Origin of the sequence: Enterococcus sp. AZ009 (genome assembly GCF_050548785.1) — a bacterium.
Taxonomy (GTDB): domain Bacteria; phylum Bacillota; class Bacilli; order Lactobacillales; family Enterococcaceae; genus Enterococcus_D; species Enterococcus_D entomosocium.
Genome location: NZ_CP172960.1, coordinates 2,006,593 through 2,029,442, shown reverse-complemented (window position 1 = coordinate 2,029,442; position 22,850 = coordinate 2,006,593). Strand labels below are relative to the sequence as shown.

At 41.5% G+C, this 22,850-nt stretch carries 28 protein-coding genes; 12 read left to right on the top strand and 16 right to left on the bottom strand.

Translation table 11 applies throughout. The annotated features are described in order from the left end of the window. Nucleotides 1-19 precede the first annotated feature (19 nt). From IGJ74_RS09795 to IGJ74_RS09785, 3 genes are all read left to right on the top strand, one after another. Nucleotides 20-1,105, top strand: a complete 1,086-nt coding sequence (locus tag IGJ74_RS09795; RefSeq protein ID WP_218193057.1) for an acyltransferase family protein — start codon at nt 20-22, stop codon at nt 1,103-1,105. A gap of 12 nt (nt 1,106-1,117) precedes the next feature. Then, entirely contained in the window at nt 1,118-1,975 is an 858-nt protein-coding gene (locus tag IGJ74_RS09790; protein WP_218193056.1) for a triphosphoribosyl-dephospho-CoA synthase, read from the top strand. Nucleotides 1,976-2,147: 172 nt separating this feature from the next. Then, a complete protein-coding gene (locus tag IGJ74_RS09785; RefSeq protein ID WP_005226055.1) occupies nt 2,148-3,191 on the top strand; it encodes an AI-2E family transporter in 1,044 nt (347 codons plus the stop codon). A gap of 71 nt (nt 3,192-3,262) precedes the next feature. Here IGJ74_RS09785 and IGJ74_RS09780 read toward each other — a convergent pair whose 3' ends face one another. The 4 genes from IGJ74_RS09780 to IGJ74_RS09765 form a co-directional block, all read right to left on the bottom strand. Beyond that, a complete protein-coding gene (locus IGJ74_RS09780; protein WP_208788281.1) occupies nt 3,263-3,739 on the bottom strand; it encodes a GNAT family N-acetyltransferase in 477 nt (158 codons plus the stop codon). Nucleotides 3,740-3,916: 177 nt separating this feature from the next. Further along, complete coding sequence (locus IGJ74_RS09775; RefSeq protein WP_005226057.1) at nt 3,917-4,141, bottom strand: hypothetical protein; 225 nt, start codon at nt 4,139-4,141, stop codon at nt 3,917-3,919. A 158-nt stretch (nt 4,142-4,299) separates the two neighbouring features. Beyond that, nucleotides 4,300-5,265, bottom strand: a complete 966-nt coding sequence (locus IGJ74_RS09770) for a Gfo/Idh/MocA family protein (protein ID WP_218193055.1) — start codon at nt 5,263-5,265, stop codon at nt 4,300-4,302. Beyond that, nucleotides 5,262-6,155 carry a MurR/RpiR family transcriptional regulator gene (locus tag IGJ74_RS09765; protein WP_218193054.1) on the bottom strand — a complete coding sequence of 298 codons (894 nt, stop codon included), beginning with the start codon at nt 6,153-6,155 and terminating at the stop codon, nt 5,262-5,264. The genes IGJ74_RS09770 and IGJ74_RS09765 overlap by 4 nt, the downstream gene beginning before the upstream one ends. Nucleotides 6,156-6,359: 204 nt before the next feature. On the opposite strand from IGJ74_RS09765, the gene IGJ74_RS09760 reads away from it, so the two are divergent. From IGJ74_RS09760 to IGJ74_RS09750, 3 genes are all read left to right on the top strand, one after another. Then, nucleotides 6,360-7,385, top strand: coding sequence for a Gfo/Idh/MocA family oxidoreductase (locus tag IGJ74_RS09760; RefSeq protein WP_121261368.1), 1,026 nt, complete (start codon nt 6,360-6,362; stop codon nt 7,383-7,385). Between the two features lie 72 nt (nt 7,386-7,457). Further along, nucleotides 7,458-7,898: a heme-binding protein gene (locus IGJ74_RS09755; RefSeq protein WP_308169224.1), complete on the top strand. Its 441-nt coding sequence runs from the start codon at nt 7,458-7,460 to the stop codon at nt 7,896-7,898. Between the two features lie 23 nt (nt 7,899-7,921). Then, on the top strand, nt 7,922-8,899 hold the full coding sequence (locus IGJ74_RS09750; protein ID WP_015509684.1) for a Gfo/Idh/MocA family protein: 978 nt from the start codon (nt 7,922-7,924) through the stop codon (nt 8,897-8,899). 62 nt (nt 8,900-8,961) lie between these two features. On the opposite strand, the gene IGJ74_RS09745 is transcribed toward IGJ74_RS09750, so the two are convergent. Beyond that, a complete protein-coding gene (locus tag IGJ74_RS09745) occupies nt 8,962-9,150 on the bottom strand; it encodes a hypothetical protein (protein ID WP_005226063.1) in 189 nt (62 codons plus the stop codon). A 183-nt stretch (nt 9,151-9,333) separates the two neighbouring features. Here IGJ74_RS09745 and IGJ74_RS09740 point away from each other — a divergent pair, with 183 nt between their 5' ends. Continuing rightward, the gene (locus IGJ74_RS09740) at nt 9,334-10,659 is read left to right on the top strand and encodes a dihydrolipoyl dehydrogenase family protein (RefSeq protein WP_218193053.1); all 1,326 of its coding nucleotides are present in this window, start codon (nt 9,334-9,336) and stop codon (nt 10,657-10,659) included. 242 nt (nt 10,660-10,901) lie between these two features. Here the strand turns inward: IGJ74_RS09740 and IGJ74_RS09735 are convergent, their stop codons facing one another. The 4 genes from IGJ74_RS09735 to IGJ74_RS09720 form a co-directional block, all read right to left on the bottom strand. Further along, nucleotides 10,902-11,069, bottom strand: a complete 168-nt coding sequence (locus IGJ74_RS09735) for a hypothetical protein (protein ID WP_005235914.1) — start codon at nt 11,067-11,069, stop codon at nt 10,902-10,904. Nucleotides 11,070-11,376: 307 nt separating this feature from the next. Beyond that, entirely contained in the window at nt 11,377-12,171 is a 795-nt protein-coding gene (locus IGJ74_RS09730) for a hypothetical protein (RefSeq protein WP_218193052.1), read from the bottom strand. Next, a complete protein-coding gene (locus IGJ74_RS09725) occupies nt 12,161-12,700 on the bottom strand; it encodes a sigma-70 family RNA polymerase sigma factor (protein WP_218193051.1) in 540 nt (179 codons plus the stop codon). The genes IGJ74_RS09730 and IGJ74_RS09725 overlap by 11 nt, the downstream gene beginning before the upstream one ends. Nucleotides 12,701-12,760: 60 nt before the next feature. Beyond that, nucleotides 12,761-13,153 carry a hypothetical protein gene (locus IGJ74_RS09720; protein ID WP_010748336.1) on the bottom strand — a complete coding sequence of 131 codons (393 nt, stop codon included), beginning with the start codon at nt 13,151-13,153 and terminating at the stop codon, nt 12,761-12,763. A 162-nt stretch (nt 13,154-13,315) separates the two neighbouring features. On the opposite strand from IGJ74_RS09720, the gene IGJ74_RS09715 reads away from it, so the two are divergent. Continuing rightward, nucleotides 13,316-14,560 carry a glycosyl transferase gene (locus IGJ74_RS09715; protein ID WP_218193050.1) on the top strand — a complete coding sequence of 415 codons (1,245 nt, stop codon included), beginning with the start codon at nt 13,316-13,318 and terminating at the stop codon, nt 14,558-14,560. 16 nt (nt 14,561-14,576) lie between these two features. On the opposite strand, the gene IGJ74_RS09710 is transcribed toward IGJ74_RS09715, so the two are convergent. Beyond that, on the bottom strand, nt 14,577-15,062 hold the full coding sequence (locus IGJ74_RS09710) for an AmiS/UreI family transporter (protein ID WP_005235922.1): 486 nt from the start codon (nt 15,060-15,062) through the stop codon (nt 14,577-14,579). 341 nt (nt 15,063-15,403) lie between these two features. On the opposite strand from IGJ74_RS09710, the gene IGJ74_RS09705 reads away from it, so the two are divergent. Beyond that, nucleotides 15,404-15,658, top strand: coding sequence for a LexA family protein (locus IGJ74_RS09705; protein WP_016620130.1), 255 nt, complete (start codon nt 15,404-15,406; stop codon nt 15,656-15,658). A gap of 32 nt (nt 15,659-15,690) precedes the next feature. On the opposite strand, the gene IGJ74_RS09700 is transcribed toward IGJ74_RS09705, so the two are convergent. Then, a complete protein-coding gene (locus IGJ74_RS09700; RefSeq protein ID WP_218193049.1) occupies nt 15,691-16,677 on the bottom strand; it encodes a DNA/RNA non-specific endonuclease in 987 nt (328 codons plus the stop codon). Nucleotides 16,678-17,086: 409 nt separating this feature from the next. Between IGJ74_RS09700 and mgtE the strand changes: the two genes are divergently transcribed. Together mgtE and rsgA are read left to right on the top strand one after the other, a co-directional pair. After that, complete coding sequence (mgtE, locus tag IGJ74_RS09695; protein WP_016611788.1) at nt 17,087-18,451, top strand: magnesium transporter; 1,365 nt, start codon at nt 17,087-17,089, stop codon at nt 18,449-18,451. A 152-nt stretch (nt 18,452-18,603) separates the two neighbouring features. Then, nucleotides 18,604-19,545, top strand: a complete 942-nt coding sequence (rsgA, locus tag IGJ74_RS09690) for a ribosome small subunit-dependent GTPase A (protein WP_016611787.1) — start codon at nt 18,604-18,606, stop codon at nt 19,543-19,545. A 313-nt stretch (nt 19,546-19,858) separates the two neighbouring features. Here the strand turns inward: rsgA and IGJ74_RS09685 are convergent, their stop codons facing one another. The 4 genes from IGJ74_RS09685 to IGJ74_RS09670 form a co-directional block, all read right to left on the bottom strand. Then, a complete protein-coding gene (locus tag IGJ74_RS09685) occupies nt 19,859-20,212 on the bottom strand; it encodes a DUF2200 domain-containing protein (RefSeq protein ID WP_005235929.1) in 354 nt (117 codons plus the stop codon). Nucleotides 20,213-20,308: 96 nt separating this feature from the next. Further along, complete coding sequence (locus IGJ74_RS09680; RefSeq protein ID WP_005226077.1) at nt 20,309-20,596, bottom strand: hypothetical protein; 288 nt, start codon at nt 20,594-20,596, stop codon at nt 20,309-20,311. Continuing rightward, entirely contained in the window at nt 20,593-20,871 is a 279-nt protein-coding gene (locus IGJ74_RS09675) for a hypothetical protein (protein WP_016611786.1), read from the bottom strand. The genes IGJ74_RS09680 and IGJ74_RS09675 overlap by 4 nt, the downstream gene beginning before the upstream one ends. 36 nt (nt 20,872-20,907) lie before the next feature. After that, the gene (locus tag IGJ74_RS09670) at nt 20,908-21,276 is read right to left on the bottom strand and encodes a hypothetical protein (protein WP_218193048.1); all 369 of its coding nucleotides are present in this window, start codon (nt 21,274-21,276) and stop codon (nt 20,908-20,910) included. Between the two features lie 213 nt (nt 21,277-21,489). On the opposite strand from IGJ74_RS09670, the gene IGJ74_RS09665 reads away from it, so the two are divergent. Continuing rightward, nucleotides 21,490-21,876 (top strand): hypothetical protein, encoded by a 387-nt coding sequence (locus IGJ74_RS09665; RefSeq protein ID WP_016620132.1) that lies wholly within the window; start codon nt 21,490-21,492, stop codon nt 21,874-21,876. A gap of 160 nt (nt 21,877-22,036) precedes the next feature. Here IGJ74_RS09665 and IGJ74_RS09660 read toward each other — a convergent pair whose 3' ends face one another. Further along, entirely contained in the window at nt 22,037-22,447 is a 411-nt protein-coding gene (locus tag IGJ74_RS09660; RefSeq protein ID WP_016620133.1) for a hypothetical protein, read from the bottom strand. Between the last annotated feature and the right edge of the window lie 403 nt (nt 22,448-22,850).

The following is a 22,850-nucleotide window of genomic DNA, read 5'->3' as shown; positions in this document are numbered from 1 at the left end:
AGAAAAGTGAGCGAAAAACATGTTTGAGAACAACGACTTAAAAATCAACATCAGTGATTTCCAAAAAGTATTTGCCGTGACAGCAGTAATGATGCAAACGATTTTGACTTTTGCCTTATCCAATACCCAAGATGAAAAGACTGCAGCATTCATCGGTACCTTTTATGTCTTGGTGAAATTTACCGCACCCCTGTTTATTTTTGCTATTGTTTATAACATGGTTAAGACAAGTCAACATCTGTCTTATCTAGAATTTTTGAAAGAAAAGTTTTTTGAACTTGTCGTGCCATATGTGCTTTGGACGACGGCTTATTTATGGCTGTTTCCCGCTGTCCAACAAGGAAAACCTTATACTGACACAGCAACGTTTTTACTGAAATATGTGACGGGGGATGCGGCGCCACACTTGTGGTATACGATCATGATGCTGCAGATCCAATTGTTGATGCCGTTTTTTGTCTGGTTAGGCTACAAAGTGTTGACGAAGAAAAAAGCTGTTTGGCCAGTATTGATCGTCGCAACTGCTTTGTATGTCGTTTGGTATGTATTTTATGATCGCCAAATTTTTGAAGGACCGCATCATGAAAGCTGGTATTTATTGGATCGGTTTGTCTTTAGCTTTGTGATCTACGGGATCTATGGCGAGACCGCTTTGATTTATCACGAAACCGTTTATCGCTTCCTATACAAGAATCGCTACGCTTTCTTGCCAGTGGGCTTAGCATTAGGGCTATTATCTGCCAATCATCTGCTACATTATGCAGGTGATCTAAGTTTCGCTCATGCACCGTATTTAAATACATTGCAAAGCTTATATAGCTTAGTATTGATTTTTGCAGTCTTTATGTTTGGATCAACCATGATCAAAAACAATGCCCCACAGTTAGGGACGTTTAAGTGGCTGTCTACTTATGCGTATCGAACCTATCTTGCCAATGTTTTTGTCTTTCAAGTCTTGTTGCTATGCTTCAAAGATTTGTTGCTGCAACTGCCAATGGGCAGCATGATCATCGTCGCTTATTTGGCAACTGCCAGCTGTGGTTTTTTAACAAGCTATGTTTTGCATGTTTTATGGGTAACGATCAAAGGTCAAATCAAAAACTAGAGGAGGAGTTGGATGTTTGCATTAGCTGTAGAAGAAAATTGTCGACGACTCGCCCAATTGGTAGAAGAAGCCTTGATTGCAGAAGTGACATTGTCCCCAAAACCTGGGTTAGTGGATGCCATTGATTCAGGTGCCCATCACGATATGGATCAAGCACTCTTTCTACTATCAGCTCGAGCATTGACGCCATACTTTGAAGAAATGGCCTTGGTGTCTTGGGGAAGCAGCATGTCTCAAGAGTTGCGGGAAGCAATCGCTGCAATCGGTCGGAAGGCAGAACAGGCGATGTTGGCAGCCACTGGTGGCATCAACACTCATAAAGGAGCCATCTGGGCATTAGGCTTGCTCATCAGCGCCGTCAGTAGCCAACTAAGTCGCAAACAGCGGATTTTTTTACCAGAAGTCTTTTCTGATATCCAATTTCTCACTGCATTTCCTGATCGTGCGCTGATTCAACAAACAGAAAGTCATGGCAAAACTGTTCAAGCCAAATATGGACATCTCGGTGCGTATGGGGAAGCTGCTGCTGGGTTCCCTCATGTTCAAATCGCTCTAGCGGATTATTTTTCTCGGGATTGTTCCAATGAGACCAAAAAAAGGCTCCACATGCTGTTGGCAATCATCGCTACGCTGGACGATACGTGTATTTTATACCGCAGCAATCAAGAGGTACTGGCACTGGTTCAGCAACTCGCACAAAAAGCCAATCAGCAAGCGTTGCCGAACCCAGCATTTCATGCACTAGCAGCCTTCTGCCAGTCAGAAAATGTGTCTCCCGGCGGCAGTGCTGATCTGTTGGCTGCCAGCTTCTTTTTATTGTCCATCAACTCGGTTTTACCCGTAAACGAAGGAACGACCGTTCACCAATAACTCTTTTCCTTAGAAGAAAGGCAACGATTCTTCTAAGGATTTTTTGTTTCATTTTTTCGCTCGATTAAGAAAAATAAAATCTCTTGCTATTTGCATAGTTTAATGATTAGATAATTCTTAGGCACTACTGAAATGCTTCGTTGCTCCATTGCAACGAATAAAGGAGTTACAGATGAAATACTATAATGCTTTTCTTCAAAATCTTGTGTTGCGGCGCTGGACTGTCCTGTTTATGCTTGCGGGCATTCTTTTTTTGTTTCGCAGTCTGATGACCATTCTTTTGCTGACCTTTATCTTTACGTATCTGATTTATCGGCTGGTTCTTTTGCTCCATCGAAAAAGCCATCTGCCCATCAAGCTTACGAGCATCCTGACCTACAGCTTGATTGTTTTTATTCTTTATTTAGTAGCAACAAATTATGTACCCATCATCATCAAACAATCCGTCCAATTAGTCAATTCCGTTGCTGATTTCTACCAACGGACAGACTCCAACAATGAATTGATCGAATATGTCTTGAATTTATTGCAGACCAGCGAATACATCCAGAAATTACAAAGCGGCGTTCTAGTCGTGATCAATTATCTGTATAATTTCGGTGAGTTGGCGTTGACTGTGCTGATCTCCTTTCTGCTTAGCTTCTTCTTTATGATCGATAACAAAAAGACCGTTGCGTTTTCTCGGCTGTTTTTGCAAGGGCGAGGGGCGTGGTTCTTTGAAGATGTTTACTATTTAGGAGCTAAGTTTACGCGGGCTTTCGGAAATGTGATCGAGACGCAGTTGGTGATCGCCTTAGTCAATACAGCGATCACTGTTTTCGCCTTAGCGGTGATGGGCTTTCCGCAGCTGTTGAGTTTGGCGTTGATGATTTTCTTTCTCAGCTTGATTCCTGTTGCTGGTGTGATCATCTCGTGTATTCCATTGACGTTTATTGCCTATTCTATCGGCGGATTTAATGACGTGATCTACATTCTATTGATCATAGTGTTTGTTCATGCGTTGGAATCCTATATCTTAAATCCGCGCTTGATGGCTAATAAAACAGAGATCCCGATGTTTTACACGTTTATTCTCCTGTATCTTAGCGAACATCTCTTTGGCTTGTGGGGCTTGATCATCGGGATCCCATTGTTCACTTTCTTTTTAGATTTAATGAATGTGAAAGAGATTCCGCGATTGCGTAAAAAATCCGATGACACCTTGCAGGACCAATAAAAATGATTGCTATAAAGGATGGCAATTGATAGAAAAAACCATCTCTGCCGATGAAAGGCGAGATGGCTTTTTTATTTCGCAGCAATTTTTTTCGTAAAGGAGACAAAGCAGATTGCTGAAGAGGGGCTTTGAAACATCCCTGTTGCTGAATACCCTAACGAGTGATAAAAGTGAACCAGCTTAGGTTCTTGCAGGATCGTATTCAAACGTAACGTATCTGTTTGAACGAGCCTTTCAATCAAGGTCATTGCTTGTCTACCAATCCCGCGGTTCTCGTAGGAGGGAAGAAGGGCGATGGAAGATAGCTTCGTCGTATGTTCCTGCTCAACCGTCAGTTTTATAAAGCCCACGGTTTTCTGAGCGGTCATGATTAAATAATAAGTGGTATTCGACGCAGAAAACTTTGCGTTTAGCTTCTCGAAACTTTGTAAATAGGGAGAAGTTTCTTTGTCTTGATAACGGAGAAAGAGTGGTTTGAAGGCCGCTTTTTGTATCAAGTAGATTGAAAGCAGATCGGAAAGCTTCGCTTCTTTAAGCTGAATGAGCATGCACACCTCCATAAAAAATCAGACATCATTTATTGAAAGACATTGATTCGGCTTAGCAGATCCTGATGGAAAAGCCATCGATTAGCAGTCTTTCATTGGCTCGTTTCTGTTTTGATCCTTCCCTCAACCACAGGTTCACAAACGAAGAGATCCGCAGGGGTTCGTGCCGTCGTTGTTTTATTGAAAAAGATCATTTATCGATGTCACTAAGTCGTCATAGGTTTGACCGGTAGCGATTGCATAAACGGAAAGCAAAAAGACGAGTGCTGCTGCCAACACGTAAAAAATACGGAGGCGATAGCCGTCACCTGTCCGACGATTTTTTACAAAAGTAAAAACCGTCACAGCTAGATAAGCGAAGGTCAATAAACAAATAAGATACGTTATAATTTCTGGAGTCATAAGCGTTTTCCTTTCTTTTTTTATTTGTATAAAAATATACTCAATAAATATAATATAACCATTTCAATAGCGTCAAAGAAAGCGCTCAATTTTTGACAAAAAAACTGACCGAGTGGCAACCACTGGTCAGTTCTATTCAAAAACGATGGGGCATGATCTTAATTGTCTTTTTTTTCCGCATCTAGTAAGCTTCTTAGTTCATCAGCTAAAGCGATACAGGCAATACTATCCGTTAAGGACATCAGGGGATTTTCGAGTTGTCCTTGTGCAAGAGCGGTATGAACTGCTTGAATCTCCGAATGGAAATCATCGATCTCGTACCCAATATCATAGACCGTGTCTTCTTGGTCAATCGTCACGGTAAAAGAAGCGGGGCGATGGAAGTTGGGGATCGTGATTTTCCCTTTTGTTCCTTGTAACTCCGCCACCGTCTCTTTTGTTTGGTCAAATCCAGTCTCAATCACTGCAACAAAGTCTTCACTGACAAAGCGTGCTTCAACATAGATATCAACCCCAGTTTCATACAGGCTGTAATCGATCATTTCGGCAGTTAAATTTTCTGGTGAAAAATCTTGGATAAAGGCTAAGTTATAGATCCCCATATCCAGTAAAGCACCCCCTTGTTTTGGCAGATAATGGTAAGAACTGCCTTCGACTGGTAAATGGCGGCGAAAAGTAGTCGTGACACTTGTTAGCTCACCGATATGACCACCATCCACAAGTTCTTTTAGTTTGCGATACGCTGGGGTGAAGCGTGGCTTCATGGCTTCCATAAAGAAGACTTCGTGTGCTTGAGCTTGTTCTTGTACATCGCGCATTTCTTGTGCAGTCAAGGTTGCTGGTTTTTCACATAAAACAGCTTTTTTCGCTTGAAAGGCTTTGATGATCCATTCATAGTGATACAAATGTGGCAAAGCAATATAAACGACATCGATAGTTGGATCATCTAATAGGTTTTGGTAGTCATCAAAGACGGCATCACACGGAAATTTTGCTTGAAACGCTTGCGCTTTTTCCATCGTACGACAAGCAACCCCATAAAGCTGGGCGTCTTGAAAATTTTCTAAACTTGCAGCAAAGCGATTGGCGATATTTCCGGCACCAATAATTCCCCAATTGATCATTTCATTTCCCTCTTTTCTTCAGTTGACGGGTATTCTGAGAGAATCCCTGATTCCAAAACAGTTTGTTTTTTTCTTAACTCGACAATATTTTTTTGGTATTCTTTGGCATACAGCAATGCAAACAGTGAATCTAAAATATACTCAAAGGCGACCTGTGAAGAAAAGGTGCCGACTTTGAGAAAATCACGTTCATCATGAGAAGCGATGATCGCATGGGTCGCTAATGGGATGATTTTCGCATGGGCGTTTCCAGAAATCACGATCACTGGTACCCCGACATCACGAAAGTGCTGCATGATTTTTTCGTATTGCGTATTTTTCCCACGGTAGGTAATAAACACGGCACAATCATTTTGCGTGACGTTCGATGCATTCCACGCATCATCCCCATATTCATCAGCAACGATCAGATACTTATTGATTTTGACCAACTTATTTTGAAAACTTCTTGCCCGGATCTGAGAATCGCCGCGAGCAAATAAGAAAATCCGTTGCGCAGCTTCCAACGATTGCACCACTGCTTCCATCATTTCTGGAGCGACCTGAGCATGGGTTTTGTGGATCGAGTTGATCGTTAGATCGGCCATTTTTTTCAAAATGTCAGGTGTTTGATCCTTAGGCGAAAAGGGAAAATTCGCGTCAACAAAGGTTGGGTTGAACATCTGATTATGGGCAATTTCAGCCAGACCTAAGCGAAAACTTTTAAATCCTTCATACCCCATCTTTTTGGCTAGACGAATGACGGAAGAGTGGGATGTGTATGTATGCTTAGCGATGACTTCAATCGTCAACGAAGGCACATCATTGATATTTTGCAAAATATAATCGGCAATCCGTTTTTCCGTATTGGTCAATCCTTCTTGAAGCCGTAATTTATCTCTTAATAACATCAAACCACCTCTTTCTAATCATAGCCTAGGACAAAGAAAACCAAAAGCAAAAACTGTACCTTTTTGGCAATTTGGTAAAAATGTTCAGAACCACTGAGCAGTTTGCGAAAAAGTCTGGTCAAAAGAACCTGTTTTTGGCAAAAGACTTCTCATTTCGAAGGATATCAGCAATAATCAAGCTATCAATTCATAGGAGGCGTCATAATGTTAACTATCGCATATCTCGGAAACGGAAAAAGCACCAATCGCTACCATCTGCCTTTTTCAACCAAGCTGCAGGATAAGATCAAAGTAAAGACGATCTATTCACCAAGCGGCAAGCTGACCTGGCCAACACTAGAAGGCGTTCATTACACCTCTGACTTAGAGGATATCTACCGTGATCCTGAAATTCAATTAGTTGTGGTCACGACCCCCAGTCATTTGCATTATGAATTAGGCAAGGATGTCTTGCTCCATGGGAAAAATGTCTTGATCGAAAAACCTTTTACGGAAACTTCGGCACAAGCAAAGGAATTGTTCGCACTGGCGCAAGAGAAAGGCTTATTTGTGCAATGCTATCAAAATCGCCGCTTTGATTCCGATTTTTTGACTACGCAAAAAGTGATCGAAAGCGGCGTGCTCGGAGATCTCTTAGAAGTAGAGATGCATTATGATTATTTTCGTCCAGAGGTTCCACGGTCAGTGACCGAATTTTCATTGAATACTAGCTACTTGTACGGACACGCTTGTCATACACTGGACCAAGTGATCTCCTATTTTGGGCAACCAGACGATGTCCATTATGAGGTTCGGCAATTGCTTGGAAAAAATCGCATGAATGATTACTTCGATTTGGATCTGTTTTATGGTCGAATGAAAGTCTCAGTCAAATCTAGTTACTTCCGATTAAAAGAGCGGCCTAGTTTTGTCGTTTATGGCGAAAACGGCGTTTTTGTAAAACAAACCAAGGATCGACAAGAAGAGCATCTAAAACAGTTTTATCTCCCAGATCATGCCGATTTTGGGATCGATTTGCCAGAGCACTATGGCACACTAACTTATATGGATGCTAACGGGAACTACCATGAAGAAAAAGTCATCTCTGAAATTGGTGATTATAGCCGTGTGTATGAGGGCGTCTATGAAACGATCATCCATGGCAAAGAGAAAATCGTGAAAGACGAAGAAACGATTTTACAAATCGAAATGCTAGAAACAGGCATCAATCAAGTGATTACTGAGTCATAAGGCAGGGTGATTATGGGGCTTTTGACAAACAAAGCGCCTGAAGGCATCAACTGACTCAACGTAAAGGAGTAGATCCGAATCGAACCTTCAGAAATCCTGCAAGAAGAACAGCAGCTGCAGTTTGCTCATTTTGACAATGACCTCGCATTGCGGTTGGTTATTGCCATCGATCAGTACGTTAAAAGGAACTACCCGAAGCCGGTAGGGATCAAAGTTGTTCATCAGAGCTTGCCGATCATTCGATTTTTAATGGCAGGGCGAAAAGAAAGCCCTTGGCTTGAAAGAAAAGAACGAACGGTACTAGAAAGCGGGCATAGTTCACTATACGTCTATGCGCAAAAAGATAGAGATATACAATTTGCTAAATGGGCACAAGACGAACATTATGCAATTTGTGGTGGTGGTTTTCCAATTATCGAAGACAGGAAAGTCACTGGTGCTATCTGTGTGTCAGGTTTGGCCCATTTAGAGGATCATAAAGTGATCACCGAAGTATTGAAACAAATGATTTAAGAAGATAGAAAAGGGGAAGCAAGATGAACTTAGCGATTTTAGGGGCAGGCATGATCGTCCATGATTTTTTGACGGTGGCAGGGGATGTCCCGCAGCTTGAACTGTCCGCTATTTTTGGGACAGAAAATGATTTAGAAAAAATGAATCACTTAAAACAGCAATACAAGATTCAAACCGTCTACACAGAGTTAGGGGCATGTTTGGCGGATCCATCCGTTGATACCGTGTATGTCGCACTGCCCAATCATTTGCATTATTCCTTTGCCAAAGAAGCAATCCTCGCTGGCAAACACGTCATTTGTGAAAAGCCATTTACGTTGCAGACACGAGAATTAGTAGAATTAGCAGAATTGGCTGCTGCCCACAAGGTGCTTTTGATCGAAGCCATCACAAATCAGTACTTAGCCAACTATCAAGGAATAAAAGCGCAGCTTGAAACATTGGGAGAGCTGAAAGTGATTGAATGCAACTATTCGCAGTATTCTTCTCGTTATGATTTATTCAAAGAGGGAACCGTTTTACCTGCATTTAACCCGAAAATGGGTGGTGGGGCATTGATGGATATCAATATCTATAATATTCATTTTGTCGTCGGGCTTTTAGGAAAACCAAAAAGTGTCCGCTATTTTGCTAATGTCGAACAGGGGATCGATACTTCTGGCATGCTGTTTTTAGACTATGAACAAACAAAAGTCGTTTGTATCGGCGCCAAAGATTCGACAGCGACGATTCGTTCAACGATCCAAGGGACGAAAGGATCGATCATCGTCAATGGGCCGACGAATATGCTTGCCAGTTATGACGTTGAACCGGTTCATGGGGCAAAAAGCCATCAGGATCGCAGCGTTCACGGACATCGTATGTTTGAAGAATTTGTCCGCTTTGCACAAGCCATTCACGAAAATGATCAGGCCTTTGTCAAGGAACGCCTTGCCCATAGCAAGCTGGTGATGGAAGTCGTGGAAAAAGCATTGGCAGATGCCCAGATCGTATTAGGATAATCGCATCAATGAGGAAAGACACCAGCTTCTTAGAAAAGTTGCTGGTGTCTTTGTCTGTTGTCTTATTTTTTCTTTTTTAAACTCAATAAGGTTAGTGGGATACCCAAGGTGAGGTAGCCGACAATCGTCATCAAACAGACCACCAGCCAAAAGTTATCTACTGCTAGAAATGCAATCAGGCCATATGCCACCAGAATCGAGAGAAAATAAAAAAGAAAGAGCTGAAAAAAACGTTTAAAACTCACAGTCATTCATTCTCCTTTGTCGTTAAACTGACAAGAAAAGTATACCACATCAAACGCAACTTCAAGGTCTGATTGTGATCATTCGCAGGAGCCGCAAAAGGCGAATTATTTTGTTGGCTGACCGTGATTCGCTATACTGGAAGGGAAGAGAAAGCGCAGGAATATTTTTTTAGGAGAAGGAGGAGACAGATGAAAAAGGTGGATGTACTGATTATCGGAGCGGGTCCAGCTGGAACGGCTGCTGCCTACGGGTTAAAAGCCAAAGGTAAGACAGTCGCGATCGTTGAAGCCGATTTATGGGGTGGCACTTGTCCCAATCGCGGGTGCGATCCGAAAAAACTACTGATGCGAGGCGTAGAAGTCAAAACAGAGGCGAAACGTATGCAAGGCAATGGTGTTCAAGGACAGGTAGCCATTGATTGGCCGGCACTGATGGCGTTTAAGCGCTCGTATACCGATCGGGTGCCAGAGTCAACCAAACAAGGGTTACTAGCAGAAGGGATAACTACTTACTACGGACAAGCCGCTTTTCGTGATGCCCATACGGTCGTCGTGGACGCAGAAGAGATTCAAGCAGAAAAAATAATTATTGCGACAGGACAGCGTCCAGCCGTACTGCCCATCGTCGGCAAGGAGCATTTACAAAGCAGTACTGATTTTCTTTCCTTTGAAAAGATGCCAGCAACGATTGCTTTCATAGGTGCTGGGTATATTACCTTCGAATTGGCGATGATCGCTCAAGCAGCAGGTGCTGAAGTTCATGTGATCCATCATAATGACCAGCCGCTAAAAGGATTTGATGCTGAATTGACCGCAGAAATGGTTCGTTCAATGCAGGACCAAGGCGTTTCGTTCCACTTTAATCAGAACACGCGGCGAATCACGAAAGAACAAAACCACTATACGATCCAGACACAAGCATTGTCTCTCACCGTAGAAGCAGTGATTGGTGCCACGGGACGCAGACCCAATAGCGATCAGCTGCAACTGGAAAAGGCAGGGGTAGAAACGTCAAAACAAGGGATCGTAGTAAATGAGTTTTTGCAGACTAGTCAAAGACACATCTATGCAATCGGGGATGTGCTAGCGAAAAAGCAGCCCAAACTGACGCCTGTTGCCAGCTTTGAAGCCGCCTATCTTGTCGAGCATATAGATGATCAGAAAACACCCATCCGCTATCCGCTGATCCCTACGCTGGTTTTTGGTGCGGAAAAACTGGCAAGAGTCGGGATCAGTGAGCAAGAGATTGCCGATAATGCCTCAGAATATCATAGCGAGGTGATGGATCTTTCTTCTTGGTATACCTATCGACGAATCAATGATCAAGATGCAAAAATCAAATTGGTTTATGACACATCTGATACCATCGTTGCTGTCACGATTGTTTCTGCATTGGCCGATGAGTTGATCAACCACTTCGTTTTTGTGTTGGAGAATCAGCTATCGAAAGAAGCGCTGGCCCAAATGATTTTTGCCTACCCAACACCTGCTAGCGATTTGTCCTATTTTCTATAAATAATCAAACAAGCCTGCGCTAGTTTCCGCTAGCACAGGCTCTAAATTATTATGTCCGTATTGACTATAGTCCGTGAACCTTAAATGAACCTTAAAGTTAGGCTGGGTTTCATTTAAGCCATGTCTTTGTTTTCTAGTAACCCTAGGTTTAGGCTTTTTTTGACAGCCGGCGGACAGCTGCAATCAGTAAGATCGCTGACAAGAAGAGTCCGACCAAATAGATGATGAAAACAGAATCTGGCTCATAATGCCGATAATTGAATATTTTTACCATAAAAAAGAGAAACGGGATCGCTGCAATAAGGGTTGAAACGAAACGTTTCCGCCATTGTATGAAAAACGATCCAATCACTAGAAAAAGACAAAACGGGATCCAAAAGACCAAATGTCCGATAAGTTCGATTTTTCACACCTCCTAGCAAGTAAAATCATCATAACGTTTCTTCCTAAAAAGCAAGCGTGAATGAAAAAATAATCCCATTAGGCATGTATGAAATTATGAGTGGAGTCTTCTGAAAAGTTCACAAGAAATCTGAGAATTTCAAAAGGAAATGAAAAAACGAACGGTTAGGAATATCCCAATAGTCCGAGACAAAAAATACCTCTTGCAGCATTCATTTTGACTTGAATCCTGCAAGGGGTACTCTTTTGTAGAAAATCTGGTGCTTTATTCAATTGATACCAAAGAAATGCCTAGGAAGGAGCAGCAATCCTTTTTTATGGCAAGATGTTCTTACTATAAAAAAGGGAAATGACTATACCAATGTCCAACAGATCCTTATAATAAAATCCTTTTAGTGGACCAATGTGTAAGAAAAATCCGAGAATCATTAATACAAACAGCAGCAGGAAAAGCAGGTTGAAAGCGGTCATCAAGCGAAAACTGAAATGCCAATTACTCAGGAAATACTGATATTTCGCTGCTCGGTAAACTTTGTTTTGAATCGGAATTTTCTTGAGTGCAGGGATCGATTCGTGATAGGACGTAAATAATTCGTAGTCTTTTTTCGTCAGTACTTCTGAGAAAATGTGCGTCCCTGCCTGAAAGTCGAAATAGCCCCAATGGAATTGTTCTTTATCCTCTGGTGATTCGTGCTTCATCAGCTTTCTTGGCTTGATCGTGAACGCCTTGATGGTCTCATAGGGGTAATTGAAATAGGTGTTACTTTCTAAATAGTCGATGATGACCAGAAAAAGCATTCGGGTTTCTGTGAAAACTAACAAACGATTGCCGCGGGTATCATGAAAGATGTCACGGTATGCTTTTGCTTTCTCGGTTGTTGCATAGGCATAGGCGCCAAGTCCTTGATTGGCGAAGGCGAGGTTTCCATCTGGCGTCAAAGGCAGATAGCCAAGAATCGTTTCGTCTTTTGCTAAAAGCGTCTGAAGCTCCTCTAATAGATCTTGCAAGAAAACATATTGTTTGGATAGCTCGAAAGTTGTTGCTTTTACTTGTTCAGATATTTTTGTCAGTGAACTGTTTTCATTTAAGACTAACTGTTTAAAATCCATCGATAGTCATCCTTTCTTTTAAGCGTTTGCGGCCACGGGAAAGACGATTGTAGATTGCTGAGACATTTAAGTCCGTCTGCTCTGCGATGGTTTCGGGTGACTCTTGGTAAAAATAGTAGAGCAGAAAGATCCTTTGATCGAGGGCTTCAAGGTCTTCAATAAAACACAAAAAGTTTTCCTTTGTCAAAGGTGATTCTTCAATAGCTAGTTCCTGCTCATCAACAGGTTTTTCTTCTAGTGAGCGCTTGTTCAACTTCCGCTTGTGGTCAATCGCACGACTACGACTGATCAAAAGCAGCCAAGTAATCAAGCGGCTTCTTTCTGGTTGGTACGCAGCAATCTTTTGCCAAACCTCGTAAAACACTTTGTTCGCTACATCTTGGCGCTCGCTCACTTCATGCGGTTGGGAGAGGACACTATGAATCGTCCTCAGCATGCTATCACCATAAACAGCTAACAGTTCTTCTAAGCCGGCATAGTCTTTCTTTTTGATTCGTTCAATGATTTCTTCATCCTGCACCTTTTTCACCCCTTCACACTATATACGAAGAATGTTTGCCTTTTCTATCAGAAAAAGAAAAAACCTCTGTTAACGAGGTTCATGTTCTTTGGCCAGAAGATCTGTTGCCAAGCGCTGGGCCAAATATTCCCAAAGAATGCCGCCAAAAAAAGCGCCTATCATATAAAGAATGACTGCTTGCAGCTCCAATGGATTATTTGCTAGCCAGAAAGAAAATAGCGAGCCGATGATGAATAGGTAGCTGCCAAAAAGCACTTGCCGCCACGAGCGTTTTTTAACAAACTTGCTAATGAGAAAGGTTGAAAGGATCATCAAGAGAATTTGGATGAATGCCAGCGAAGGCAAAAGTGCAAAGTCAGAAACAACCATTTCCCAAAATTGTTGAATCAAGAAAAAGAAAGCAAAGAGAATGAGCCCGCTTGATAATGTACTAAGCCGCAAGGAAGATATTTTTTTTCGCATTGGTTTACTCCTTGAAAGGTTTTCTTTATTATAGCAAATTTTTAATTAAATAATGTAAAAAGATGAACGAGAAGATCTGCAAAAAAACTTCTCCTACATGTGCCTACTTTTAGTATACTTGAAAGAAACGAGTGGATGGACTCGATACATAAGGAGGATTTCATGCCAACGATTCTTTTTGCGCCTGCGGTATTCAACTTGGCTGAAACGACAAGGATGATCGAAGTCGCTAAACAAATGCAAGGAAATCACCACTGCGAGTTCTTTGGTTTTTCAAAAACCTTTGCTTCACTTATCACTGAAAGTGGCTTTACGTACCATTTGCTGACGCCGACTCTGACAGAAAAACAAGAGGAACAGATCATAAAATTAGATCAACTACGCTCAATCAAAAATCCCTTCACCAAAGAGATGGTTGCCGCGCGTATTCTGAGCGAACAAAAGCTGATCGATAAACTTGCTCCTCAGGTCATTGTAACTGGATCGAATGTCACGATCTTTCTATCTGCTCGCAGCAAACAGATTCCCTTAGTCTACGTAAAACCCTATGCGATGAGCGATCCCTTTTTTCGATCAGATAGCGCATTTATCCCTTCTAGTTTGCGTTTCTTCGGACCGCTAAGGAAACCACTTTGGTATTGGATAAGAAAACAATTGGTAAAATCCCGCTGGATGCCCCGAGCATTCAAACACGCTGCTCAAACAGAAAAACTTTTTATGCCTGAAACGAGCTTACGAATGATGGACGCTGATTTAAATCTCATCACCACTCCTGAACGCTTTATAACAAAAGAGCTGCTGCCAGATAATTATCGAATCGTGGGGCCGATTTTTGCCAAGATGGGGGCGTCCTTGCCAGAAGAAGTGTTGACTTTTATTGAACAAAAGCGGCGGGAAAGAAAACGAATCGTTTATTTTGCAATGGGCAGTTCGGGGAATCCGCGCATGGTGCGAAAAATCTTAGCTTTCTTACAAAACCGTTCGGAACTAGCGATCATTGCTCCGGTTACGCATCTACTCAAGGGGAAACACAACGTCTCAAAGAATTTGTTCCTGACCGAATATCTGCCAAGTCATCTATTGCATGAGCATATCGATTTTTCTTTTATCCATGGTGGGGAAGGGACTGTTCAAACAGCTTGTGCCTCTGGGAAGCCGTTTATCGGAATCGGGATGCACTATGAGCAAAGCTGCAATATTCAGTACTGCATGGCGTATGGCAATGCAATTGCACTAACAAAACCAGTAACTGTGAAAAAGCTAGAAGTTGCCCTGACTGAGGTTTGTTTACCGAAAATCCGACAACAAGCCTGCCAGCTAAAGAAGCATTTCCCGACAAATGGTCCTCAGAAAGCGATGCAGGAGATTGAACACTTTTTAGAAATAAACAATAGTGATTATCATTGAGATAATCACTCTTTTTTTAATAGAGATCTAATAGCATCAGCAAACCTGGGACCCACGTAGTGAAGATACCGCAAGCGATCGCAAAATAATGAATCTTACGACCAAAGTTTACCTTCACGATCGTATCCAAAAAGCCGCAAAACCATAACGCTCCCCATGTTAACCAAATCAGTGCAAAAAGGGGATCTTGCTCCCATTGCCAAGAGACCCAGGCAAAAGGCAAGGTATTGATGGCTACGAATAGCGCAAAAATTCCATAAATCCGTAGATCCAAACCAAAGAGATAAATAATTCCTACTAGTAAATACGTGAAGGCAAAGAGAAAGCCTGTGCCTGCTTCATAATAAGCACCTTGGAGCATATAGATTAGATTGATAATGAAAGATAACGAACCTGTAAAAAGATTAATTAGAGCAAGTGAACGATAGTCAATGTGAAGTAAACTTCCCCAGCCGTTGATTATCAAAGTAATTCCTACAAAAAATAAGCCGATCCCTAACATAAAATCCTCCTTTACTTAAATTTAGAATAACAAATTCCAAGAAAAAATAATACCTTTATTTATTTTTATGTCAATAAAAAGGAAAATAATTTTCAAATTTACTATCTTTTGCTGTTAAATTTGATAAAATCAATAACAAAGAGCGCTGCTTGCCGATGTTTTTCTCGTTAAGAGGAAAATTCCAGCGTTTAAAAGGAACTTTAACTCGTTGGAAGAATGGGAAAAGAGAGAGGAACAATAGATTTTCAGTGTATTAATTGGACAAAAAGCTGACGAGGCAGTAGCTTATCGGTTTTTACGAATTTGCAGCAGTGAAGACTGTTTTGCGGAAAGGAGGAATTATGCCGAGAAAAGATCGAATCTTACTTTTTATTGACGAATATATGCAAGCTCAAGGTTGCGCACCTACCATACGAGAAATCTGTGCCAATGAAGAGATAAAAACAACTTCTTTGGTTTATCGTCATTTATTGCGTCTTGAAAAAAGAGGCCTGATTTACCGAGCTTATCGCTTTAAGTCACGTTCGGTTCGTTTTACAGACGAAGGGAAGGCCTATGTCAAAGTGTTGCGACAAGCACAAGCCAACGAAGAATAAATAAAACAAAAATAAAAAAGCCTAAGGCTTTTTTATTTTGGTGCACGGTAGCCGGCAGCTTCCGCTTCAGCGATGGTTTTGAACCATTCTTTCGGGTTGGTAGTATCCTCGTAGTATTTAGATCCGGGCAAATGATAGATGCCGCTTCTTGATCCTTTGATCAAACCGTTTCCTTGTTGATCGACATATTCTTTCTGTTTTTCCTCTGTTTCACTGCTTTGAGAAGTGGCTGTTGTCGTGTTGTTTTCACTACTTGTAGCATTCTTCGGCTGCGTCATATCTTCGTTGGAAATCTCGCTGCTACCATCCGCATAGTTGATTGTGACACCATCTTGGATGTTGAAGATATAATAGTTGAATTGGATCGTATCCTCGCCAATAGATTTGGCTTGCATCTGTACCCCACGGGCAACCAGCTCGTCATCGCGATAGATCGGGGTGACGGAATATCGGACATAATGATTTTTATCTTGCTTGAGATAATAGTTGATATCCATTTCTAAGCGCAACATCTCGGGATTGTTCAACTGACTTGTCCCTGTGATCAGATTCTTCCAGTTTGCATTTTCGCCAGCTAAAGCAAAGCCAATCAAGTGGGTTCGATTATATAAATATTTCCCATTGGGGAGCTGTTTATTACGCCAACCTGTCGGTTTCACACTGGAAATATCGCCACGCTTTTCCGTGGGCATCAAGGATTGATTCAACATTGCTTCAGCAGAGGTCGCACGATTGAGGTGATCGAGGTCGCCGTATGCTTCCCAGGCGCCATTTTCAAGGGAAAGATCATCTTCTGAAAACTCAGGAATGTTCTGATTGACTTCAATCGTTTGGGTGCCTTGGTAAGTTAACTGTGCCAGCTCATCTGCACGAATATCCTTAGCAGAAGTGACTGCCACTTCTGATGATGGTGTTTTGTGATTTGGGAATAGATCATTACTGTGTAGGAAACTAAATCCGACTGCTGCGAGTGCGAGAAGCGCAGTGACCGATCCGATAAATGTTTTTTTCTTTGCCATCTTTTTTTGCCTCTCTTTTCATTGATGTATAGTTAGCATAAACGGGGAGTAAAAAAACTGCAACCCATTCATCATACCATTTGCATGGAGCGTTTTACAGAACTTTCAGGTTTCTTTTGCTTTTTGATCTCAAATGTTCTTAACCCACTTTCTTTACCAAGGGAACATGCCTGAATGGTTTTTTTTATTTGCAAGTCAAATTTTTCATGTTTTAAAAAAACTATGTGATATAATGAATAAAGTTGTTGCTATTTCCCTTTGATGCTTGTTTTAATAACAGGCATCTCCAGCTGCGGAACGAAATTTCAGCTGTATAGCACGCAACCTTCAAACGAAAGAAATCTGGATAATTTTCTGAACGATTTCCTTTCTTTCTTTGAGCAAAATTACAGGAGAAGGAGTGTATCCCATGAACCAGCAAGAAACCATCTTACATTATTTAAATCAGAAAGACTCTGAAAAATTAAAAGAACTCGTATCAGGAATGGAAGAGCTGCCGCTGTTACAATTGTTCAGCAATTTATCCGCGGATGAAAAAGTGATCGTTTTCCGACTATTACCAAAAGATAAAGCACTTATCCTGTTTGAAGATTTGACACCAGCTACACAACAACACTTATTACGCTCTTTCACCGATGAACGGGCAACCGAGTTTGTGAACGAAATGGCACCAGATGTCCGAGTAAGACTCTTGGATGAGTTGCCAGCGACCGTAACACAAAAACTTTTACAATCAATGGCACCGGATGAACGTGCTGCAACAAACCTCTTATTAGGGTATGAGGCTGAGACTGCTGGACGTTTGATGACACCGGAATTCATCACATTGAAAAAAAATATGACGGTCAATCAAGCGTTAGAAAAAGTGCGAATGCAAGCCAAAGAAAAAGAAACGATTTATACGCTTTATGTTACTGATCAAACGAAAACATTAGAAGGTGTTTTGTCGCTGAAAGATCTCTTAATGGCGCAAGGGGATCAACTCATCAGTGAAATCATGTCCCAAAAAGTTATTTATGTTACCACGGATACGGACCAGGAAGAAGCGGCACGTTTGCTAAATGAACTAGATATCATTGCGCTACCAGTCGTAGACAAGGAATCGCGAATCGTTGGGATCATCACTGTCGATGACGCCATCGATGTCATCGAGCAAGAAACGACAGAAGACATGTTTAATGCCGCTGGTTTAGTCGATGTTGCTTCTAATGAAGCAGACCGTAGTAACGTTCTGATCAACGGCACCCTTTGGCAAATTTGGAAAGTCCGATTGCCGTTCCTAGTGATCACTTTGGTTGCCGGTCTTTTAGCTGGGGTAGTCATTGATGAATTTGAACAAACATTGGAATCGGTGGCAGCCGTTGCGATTTTTATCCCTTTGATCATGGATATGGGTGGAAACGTTGGTACACAGTCCTCAACTGTTTTTGTTCGCGGGATGTCATTAGGGCATATTGATCTTTCGACCTTCACTCGCCATTTCTTTAAAGAAGTTTGGATCGGCTTAAGTCTAGGTTTGATCGTAGGGGTCATCTCTGGGGCTGCTGCATCACTTTGGCAAGGAATCCCGATGTTAGGTGTGGCTGTTGGTATTTCGTTAGTTTTTGCCATGACCTTAGCCGCAGCACTTGGCTTCTTAGTCCCGTTTGTACTGATTAAACTAAACATCGACCAAGCAGCCGGTTCGGCACCGATCATCACATCGATCAAAGATATCGCCGGCTTGTTTATCTACTTCGTTTCAGTAAATGTTCTTTTGGGTCATTTGCTTTAGCATACTGTCCGTTCCGGTGGTATAATAAAGCGACATCACATGATGAGCACAACATAGAAAGGGGAAATGTCTTATGACAAATCAAATGAAGCAACATCAACTCGGAGGTTTCTCTTTTTAAGTGCGGCCTCCTAACTAACTGGAGGGAAATCATGGAAAAACAAGGAATTGTGGTCTTTCAGGCCAAAGATATTGCAAAAGTCCGCTTGACCACAGGAGAAGAATGTTTAGCAACGGTTTCAGGAAAATTTCGCCAACAGGCACTAGCGCCAAAGGATTATCCGATCGTTGGTGATTTTGTACAAGGACAGGTGTACGATCAAGATCATTTCTTGATTGATGCTTTGCTGCCACGAAAAAGTTTTTTACAACGAAAAGTAGCTGGAAATCGCACGGACGAGCAAGGCATTGCGGCGAACATCGACACAGTTTTTATTGCAACTAGTGCCAATGAAGAATTCAATTTGGCTCGGTTAGAGCGCTTTGTAACGATCGCTTGGGACAGTGGGGCTAATCCGGTGATTCTCTTGACCAAAGCCGATCAAGTTACTGCTGATAAAAAAGCAGAGCTGCTGCAAGCATTAAACGATGCATTTGGTGTGAAAACATTTGCTACGTCCATTTTTGAACCAAACGAATTGCTGATGGAAACGTATTTTTCTGACGGACAGATCAGCGCATTTATCGGTTCATCTGGGGTCGGAAAGTCCAGCTTATTAAATCAGCTTATGGCGCAAGACGTTCAAAAAACCAATGACATACGAGAGGATAGTCGAGGACGACACACGACGACGAGTCGCCAGTTGTTCACTCTGTCCTCTGGCGCAATGATCATTGATACTCCTGGCATGCGGGAAGTTGGCATCAGTACCGTCCGGTCAGCTTCGATCGACCAATCCTTTGAAGCGATCAGCCAGTATGCTGAAGGTTGTTTTTTCAGAGACTGTCGTCATGAAACAGAACCGAAATGCGCGGTCAAAGCGGCCATTGCTGCCGGTGAACTTTCAGAAGAAGCTTTCGCCCGCTATCGTAAAATGGAAAAAGAACTGGCGTATTTGAAGCGAAAAGAACAGATCAAAGAATTGAAAAAGTAAAAGTTAGCACTCCTTTCTTTAAGAGGAGTGCTTTTTTGTACGTGTTAAGAGAGTCTTGTTGAGTAAAGAAGAGGGACGTAGACAATGTCCTTGTGTTTTCACGAAAAGTCGGCCAATTCCACTGGGCACTACATGCTAAATGGTTGAACTAAGCTAAGAACGCCTGTCTGGTTGAAAGCTACCGTCAAGAAAGTCAGTATAAAAAAACACAGTGGGGTGTTTTCCCACTGTGTTTTGAGCAATGATTTGCCCCTGCCAAGGTATTTCAAGTATAAAGCGTTGATTCTTAAATAGCAACTCGAAAAAAATCGCCTCATTCAGCAGAGCGCAGAATTTTCGTCATGGCTTTTCCTTTCGCCAGTTCATCGATCAGTTTATCTAGATAACGAATTTCTTGGACCATTGGCTCTTCGATCTCTTCTACCCGAATGCCGCAAATGACACCAGTGATCTGCTTTCGTGCGGGATTGAGCTGAGGGGCTTGACTAAAAAAACGTTCAAAAGAAAGCTCTTCATTCATCTGTTGCAGCGTTTCTTGGTCATAACCGGTCAGCCAGGTAATAATCTGATCCACTTCTTCTTTTGTTCGATTTTTCCGCTCTGCTTTGGCAATATATAGGGGATAGACTTTCGCGAAACTCATTTGGGTGATCTTTTGATTTTTCATGATATACTCCTTTAGTCTTTACACAAAGTATACTTTATTTTCTTCGTTTTGCCGAGATTTTCGACACTTGTTGTGTGCCAAAAATAGGCGAGGGGACTAAAGAATGATCTTTTCTTCTTGTTCACGAAACCCTAGAACTTTTTGACGTGACTCGCCATCCCAATAGAGTAAGTCCAAATTCTTATGCAGCATTAGCTGTGTATATAATTCTTTCAGCGTCAGAGCGGGTTTTTTTGGTTCAAAAAATAAAATCAATTGGTTATGGCTATCTTGGGCGATCGTCGTAAAAGGAATCAGGTTTTCTTTGTAAGTTAAATAAATTCCTTGGTAATCTGCTGCACTCGACGACGTTGTCAGTGCTGTCAAGAGGTCTCTTGCTCTCATAATGAACCCGCCTTTACTGTTTTTTGTCGATAGGCATCGATATCCAACATGATTTTCGTTTTGCCGTACACCGTATACTTTTGCACCACGAATTGACGGCGCTTATTCCAATAGCCGCCCACGGTTAGAAACATACCGTCATCAACATCCCCTAAAAAATTCAAACTGTGTTTCGCAATCAAACAGTTGGTGGTACCTAGTGTAAAGCGGACCAAAGGGGAGGGGGCAAAGGAGACGATTCTTATTTTTGAGACAGATCCTTTTTGTGTTTCCATCAGGTATTCCTCCTTTAGTAAGTAGTAAAAAGCGGATCATTCGTTGAGATCAAACCATTTTTTCTCTTCATAAAAAGCAACGTGACGAATCTCATCATAATGGATTTTTTCCGTTGTTTCTCCCGTCAAATAAATACCTAATGGGTCATAACCGCTGATTTTCCCGATAATATCTGGAGGATAGCCGCCTTCTTCATTAACTTCTTCTCGTTGGATCGCCACAGTTAGGTTCTTTTTCATGGCTTCAAATAAACACTGATTGATTTCTTCCATTGTGAGTGACGGCTTAGGTGGACAATCAAACTTACGTGTCGGTTCCTCTTCAATTTCAGTTGTATGCTCAGATAAAAAGAATCCTTGCCACTTTAGCTTTTTTCGATCTTCATATGGTTGTAGCATACCCATAGCAATCACCTCTTATCTATATAATACAAACATACGTTCTCTTTTGTAAAGCGAACAGATTTTTAAATTTCTGATTCTTCTATGAAACATCTAAAAAGGGCATCAAACAAGGGGCTAGTGGTGGGTATCGTTTTTTTGCACTATATCTGTTATAATTTATCCTGAAGCGACGATGAACGCTTTGGAAAATAGCTGGCGAAAAAGGAGAATAGTATGTCTGGATTAATCGTGGTCCTGCTTACGATCTACTTTGCAAGTAGGAAAGATAAAGAACAGTGGCTTTTTGATCGCAAACGATTGACTATTCTGGCGCTTATGTTTGTGATCGTCGGCATAAGTTGGGGCTTAAATGACAAAATAATGAAGGATCCTCTGAACCAAAATATTAGAAGTAATTTACTGTTTAATTATTCGTTTCCCTTATTGATATGTATGCTAGGTTTATTTATCAAAGAAATACCACGTTGGGGACGGATCGTGACTTTGTCATTTGGCTTTATGATTTTCGGGTATTTAGCTTTGCACTATTTGATAGGTTTTCACAACCCGTATTGGGAAAATCTACAGCTAAGTCCATTGTATTGGCTGCCAAGTGACTAGCCATACGAAAGTATCGCCAATGGAAACGCAAAAAAGCACTCCCTTTATTGAGTGCTTTTTTGCGGCTAAATAACTGCAGCAAGGTGTTTCTTTTCCCAAAAAAATAGGTTAGACCTAAGTAACGAGGGGATCATATAAGGAGAAGTCATGACTGTTTAAATCAAAACGATTGATTCTTGACTAAACCGTGTCTTTTGATCATTGCCAAAGTAAAATATGCGATGAGCGTTCCTGCAATACCAAAAAGTAAATCGATTCGATCAGGGGTGTTCATAAAGCCAAAGACAGTCTCGCTCAATAGATTGGCAATGAGTAAGAGCAGGGTCAATAGCGTGACGGCTTTAAATGGCGCACCTACGAGAAGCCAAAAGTACCCCAGTAAGCCAATAATCAAACTAATCGAAAAATTGGAGATATGAAGATAAAAGTCAGCATACCTCGAAGTAAAGAAAGAAATGTCCAAGTACTTTGATAAATAGAGGAAAAGGGCTGTGAACACGAAAAGTAAGTAGAGGAGTGACGCCCATAGCTTTGGTAAAAAGGCTAGCTTTAATTGATTATTCGTTTTCATTTTTATTCTCCTTTTTAGGAATTGTCAGCCATACTTATGAAATTGCTTTTATCGGGTATTAATTACACAAATGGAAAAACAAGCTGCAGACTAGGCAAATCAGTAGTCTGCCTAAAATGAGTTGAGGTGATAAAATGACAATAATAAACAATGAGCGATTATGGTTAGGCTTAGGGGTAGAAATTATTTTGCTCATATCATTCAGCATGATTATGTATTTCATCCTGACTAGTGGCAATTTGAAGCAAAGTCCGTTCACCAGTCAACGAAATGGAAAAATAAGCTTCTGGATAGCTGCTGGTTTGATTTTACTTGCCAACGAAATATCCTAAGTTATCTACCTGATTTTAGGGTTCTTTTTTATAGAATCATGTAACGGGTATTTGTTAGCATTTGCAACATC

Coding starts and splice junctions, on each gene's coding strand:
- IGJ74_RS09775 (WP_005226057.1), bottom strand. CDS start 4,141: ATGACTCCAGAAATTATAACGTATCTTATTTGTTTATTGACCTTCGCT.
- IGJ74_RS09730 (WP_218193052.1), bottom strand. CDS start 12,171: ATGGATTTTAAACAGTTAGTCTTAAATGAAAACAGTTCACTGACAAAA.
- IGJ74_RS09750 (WP_015509684.1), top strand. CDS start 7,922: ATGAACTTAGCGATTTTAGGGGCAGGCATGATCGTCCATGATTTTTTG.
- mgtE (WP_016611788.1), top strand. CDS start 17,087: ATGAACCAGCAAGAAACCATCTTACATTATTTAAATCAGAAAGACTCT.
- IGJ74_RS09715 (WP_218193050.1), top strand. CDS start 13,316: ATGCCAACGATTCTTTTTGCGCCTGCGGTATTCAACTTGGCTGAAACG.
- IGJ74_RS09685 (WP_005235929.1), bottom strand. CDS start 20,212: ATGAAAAATCAAAAGATCACCCAAATGAGTTTCGCGAAAGTCTATCCC.
- IGJ74_RS09745 (WP_005226063.1), bottom strand. CDS start 9,150: ATGACTGTGAGTTTTAAACGTTTTTTTCAGCTCTTTCTTTTTTATTTT.
- IGJ74_RS09720 (WP_010748336.1), bottom strand. CDS start 13,153: ATGCGAAAAAAAATATCTTCCTTGCGGCTTAGTACATTATCAAGCGGG.
- IGJ74_RS09795 (WP_218193057.1), top strand. CDS start 20: ATGTTTGAGAACAACGACTTAAAAATCAACATCAGTGATTTCCAAAAA.
- IGJ74_RS09710 (WP_005235922.1), bottom strand. CDS start 15,062: ATGTTAGGGATCGGCTTATTTTTTGTAGGAATTACTTTGATAATCAAC.
- IGJ74_RS09790 (WP_218193056.1), top strand. CDS start 1,118: ATGTTTGCATTAGCTGTAGAAGAAAATTGTCGACGACTCGCCCAATTG.
- IGJ74_RS09675 (WP_016611786.1), bottom strand. CDS start 20,871: ATGGAAACACAAAAAGGATCTGTCTCAAAAATAAGAATCGTCTCCTTT.
- IGJ74_RS09680 (WP_005226077.1), bottom strand. CDS start 20,596: ATGAGAGCAAGAGACCTCTTGACAGCACTGACAACGTCGTCGAGTGCA.
- IGJ74_RS09760 (WP_121261368.1), top strand. CDS start 6,360: ATGTTAACTATCGCATATCTCGGAAACGGAAAAAGCACCAATCGCTAC.
- IGJ74_RS09780 (WP_208788281.1), bottom strand. CDS start 3,739: ATGCTCATTCAGCTTAAAGAAGCGAAGCTTTCCGATCTGCTTTCAATC.
- IGJ74_RS09770 (WP_218193055.1), bottom strand. CDS start 5,265: ATGATCAATTGGGGAATTATTGGTGCCGGAAATATCGCCAATCGCTTT.
- rsgA (WP_016611787.1), top strand. CDS start 18,604: ATGGAAAAACAAGGAATTGTGGTCTTTCAGGCCAAAGATATTGCAAAA.
- IGJ74_RS09740 (WP_218193053.1), top strand. CDS start 9,334: ATGAAAAAGGTGGATGTACTGATTATCGGAGCGGGTCCAGCTGGAACG.
- IGJ74_RS09700 (WP_218193049.1), bottom strand. CDS start 16,677: ATGGCAAAGAAAAAAACATTTATCGGATCGGTCACTGCGCTTCTCGCA.
- IGJ74_RS09765 (WP_218193054.1), bottom strand. CDS start 6,155: ATGTTATTAAGAGATAAATTACGGCTTCAAGAAGGATTGACCAATACG.
- IGJ74_RS09785 (WP_005226055.1), top strand. CDS start 2,148: ATGAAATACTATAATGCTTTTCTTCAAAATCTTGTGTTGCGGCGCTGG.
- IGJ74_RS09670 (WP_218193048.1), bottom strand. CDS start 21,276: ATGGGTATGCTACAACCATATGAAGATCGAAAAAAGCTAAAGTGGCAA.
- IGJ74_RS09705 (WP_016620130.1), top strand. CDS start 15,404: ATGCCGAGAAAAGATCGAATCTTACTTTTTATTGACGAATATATGCAA.
- IGJ74_RS09665 (WP_016620132.1), top strand. CDS start 21,490: ATGTCTGGATTAATCGTGGTCCTGCTTACGATCTACTTTGCAAGTAGG.
- IGJ74_RS09660 (WP_016620133.1), bottom strand. CDS start 22,447: ATGAAAACGAATAATCAATTAAAGCTAGCCTTTTTACCAAAGCTATGG.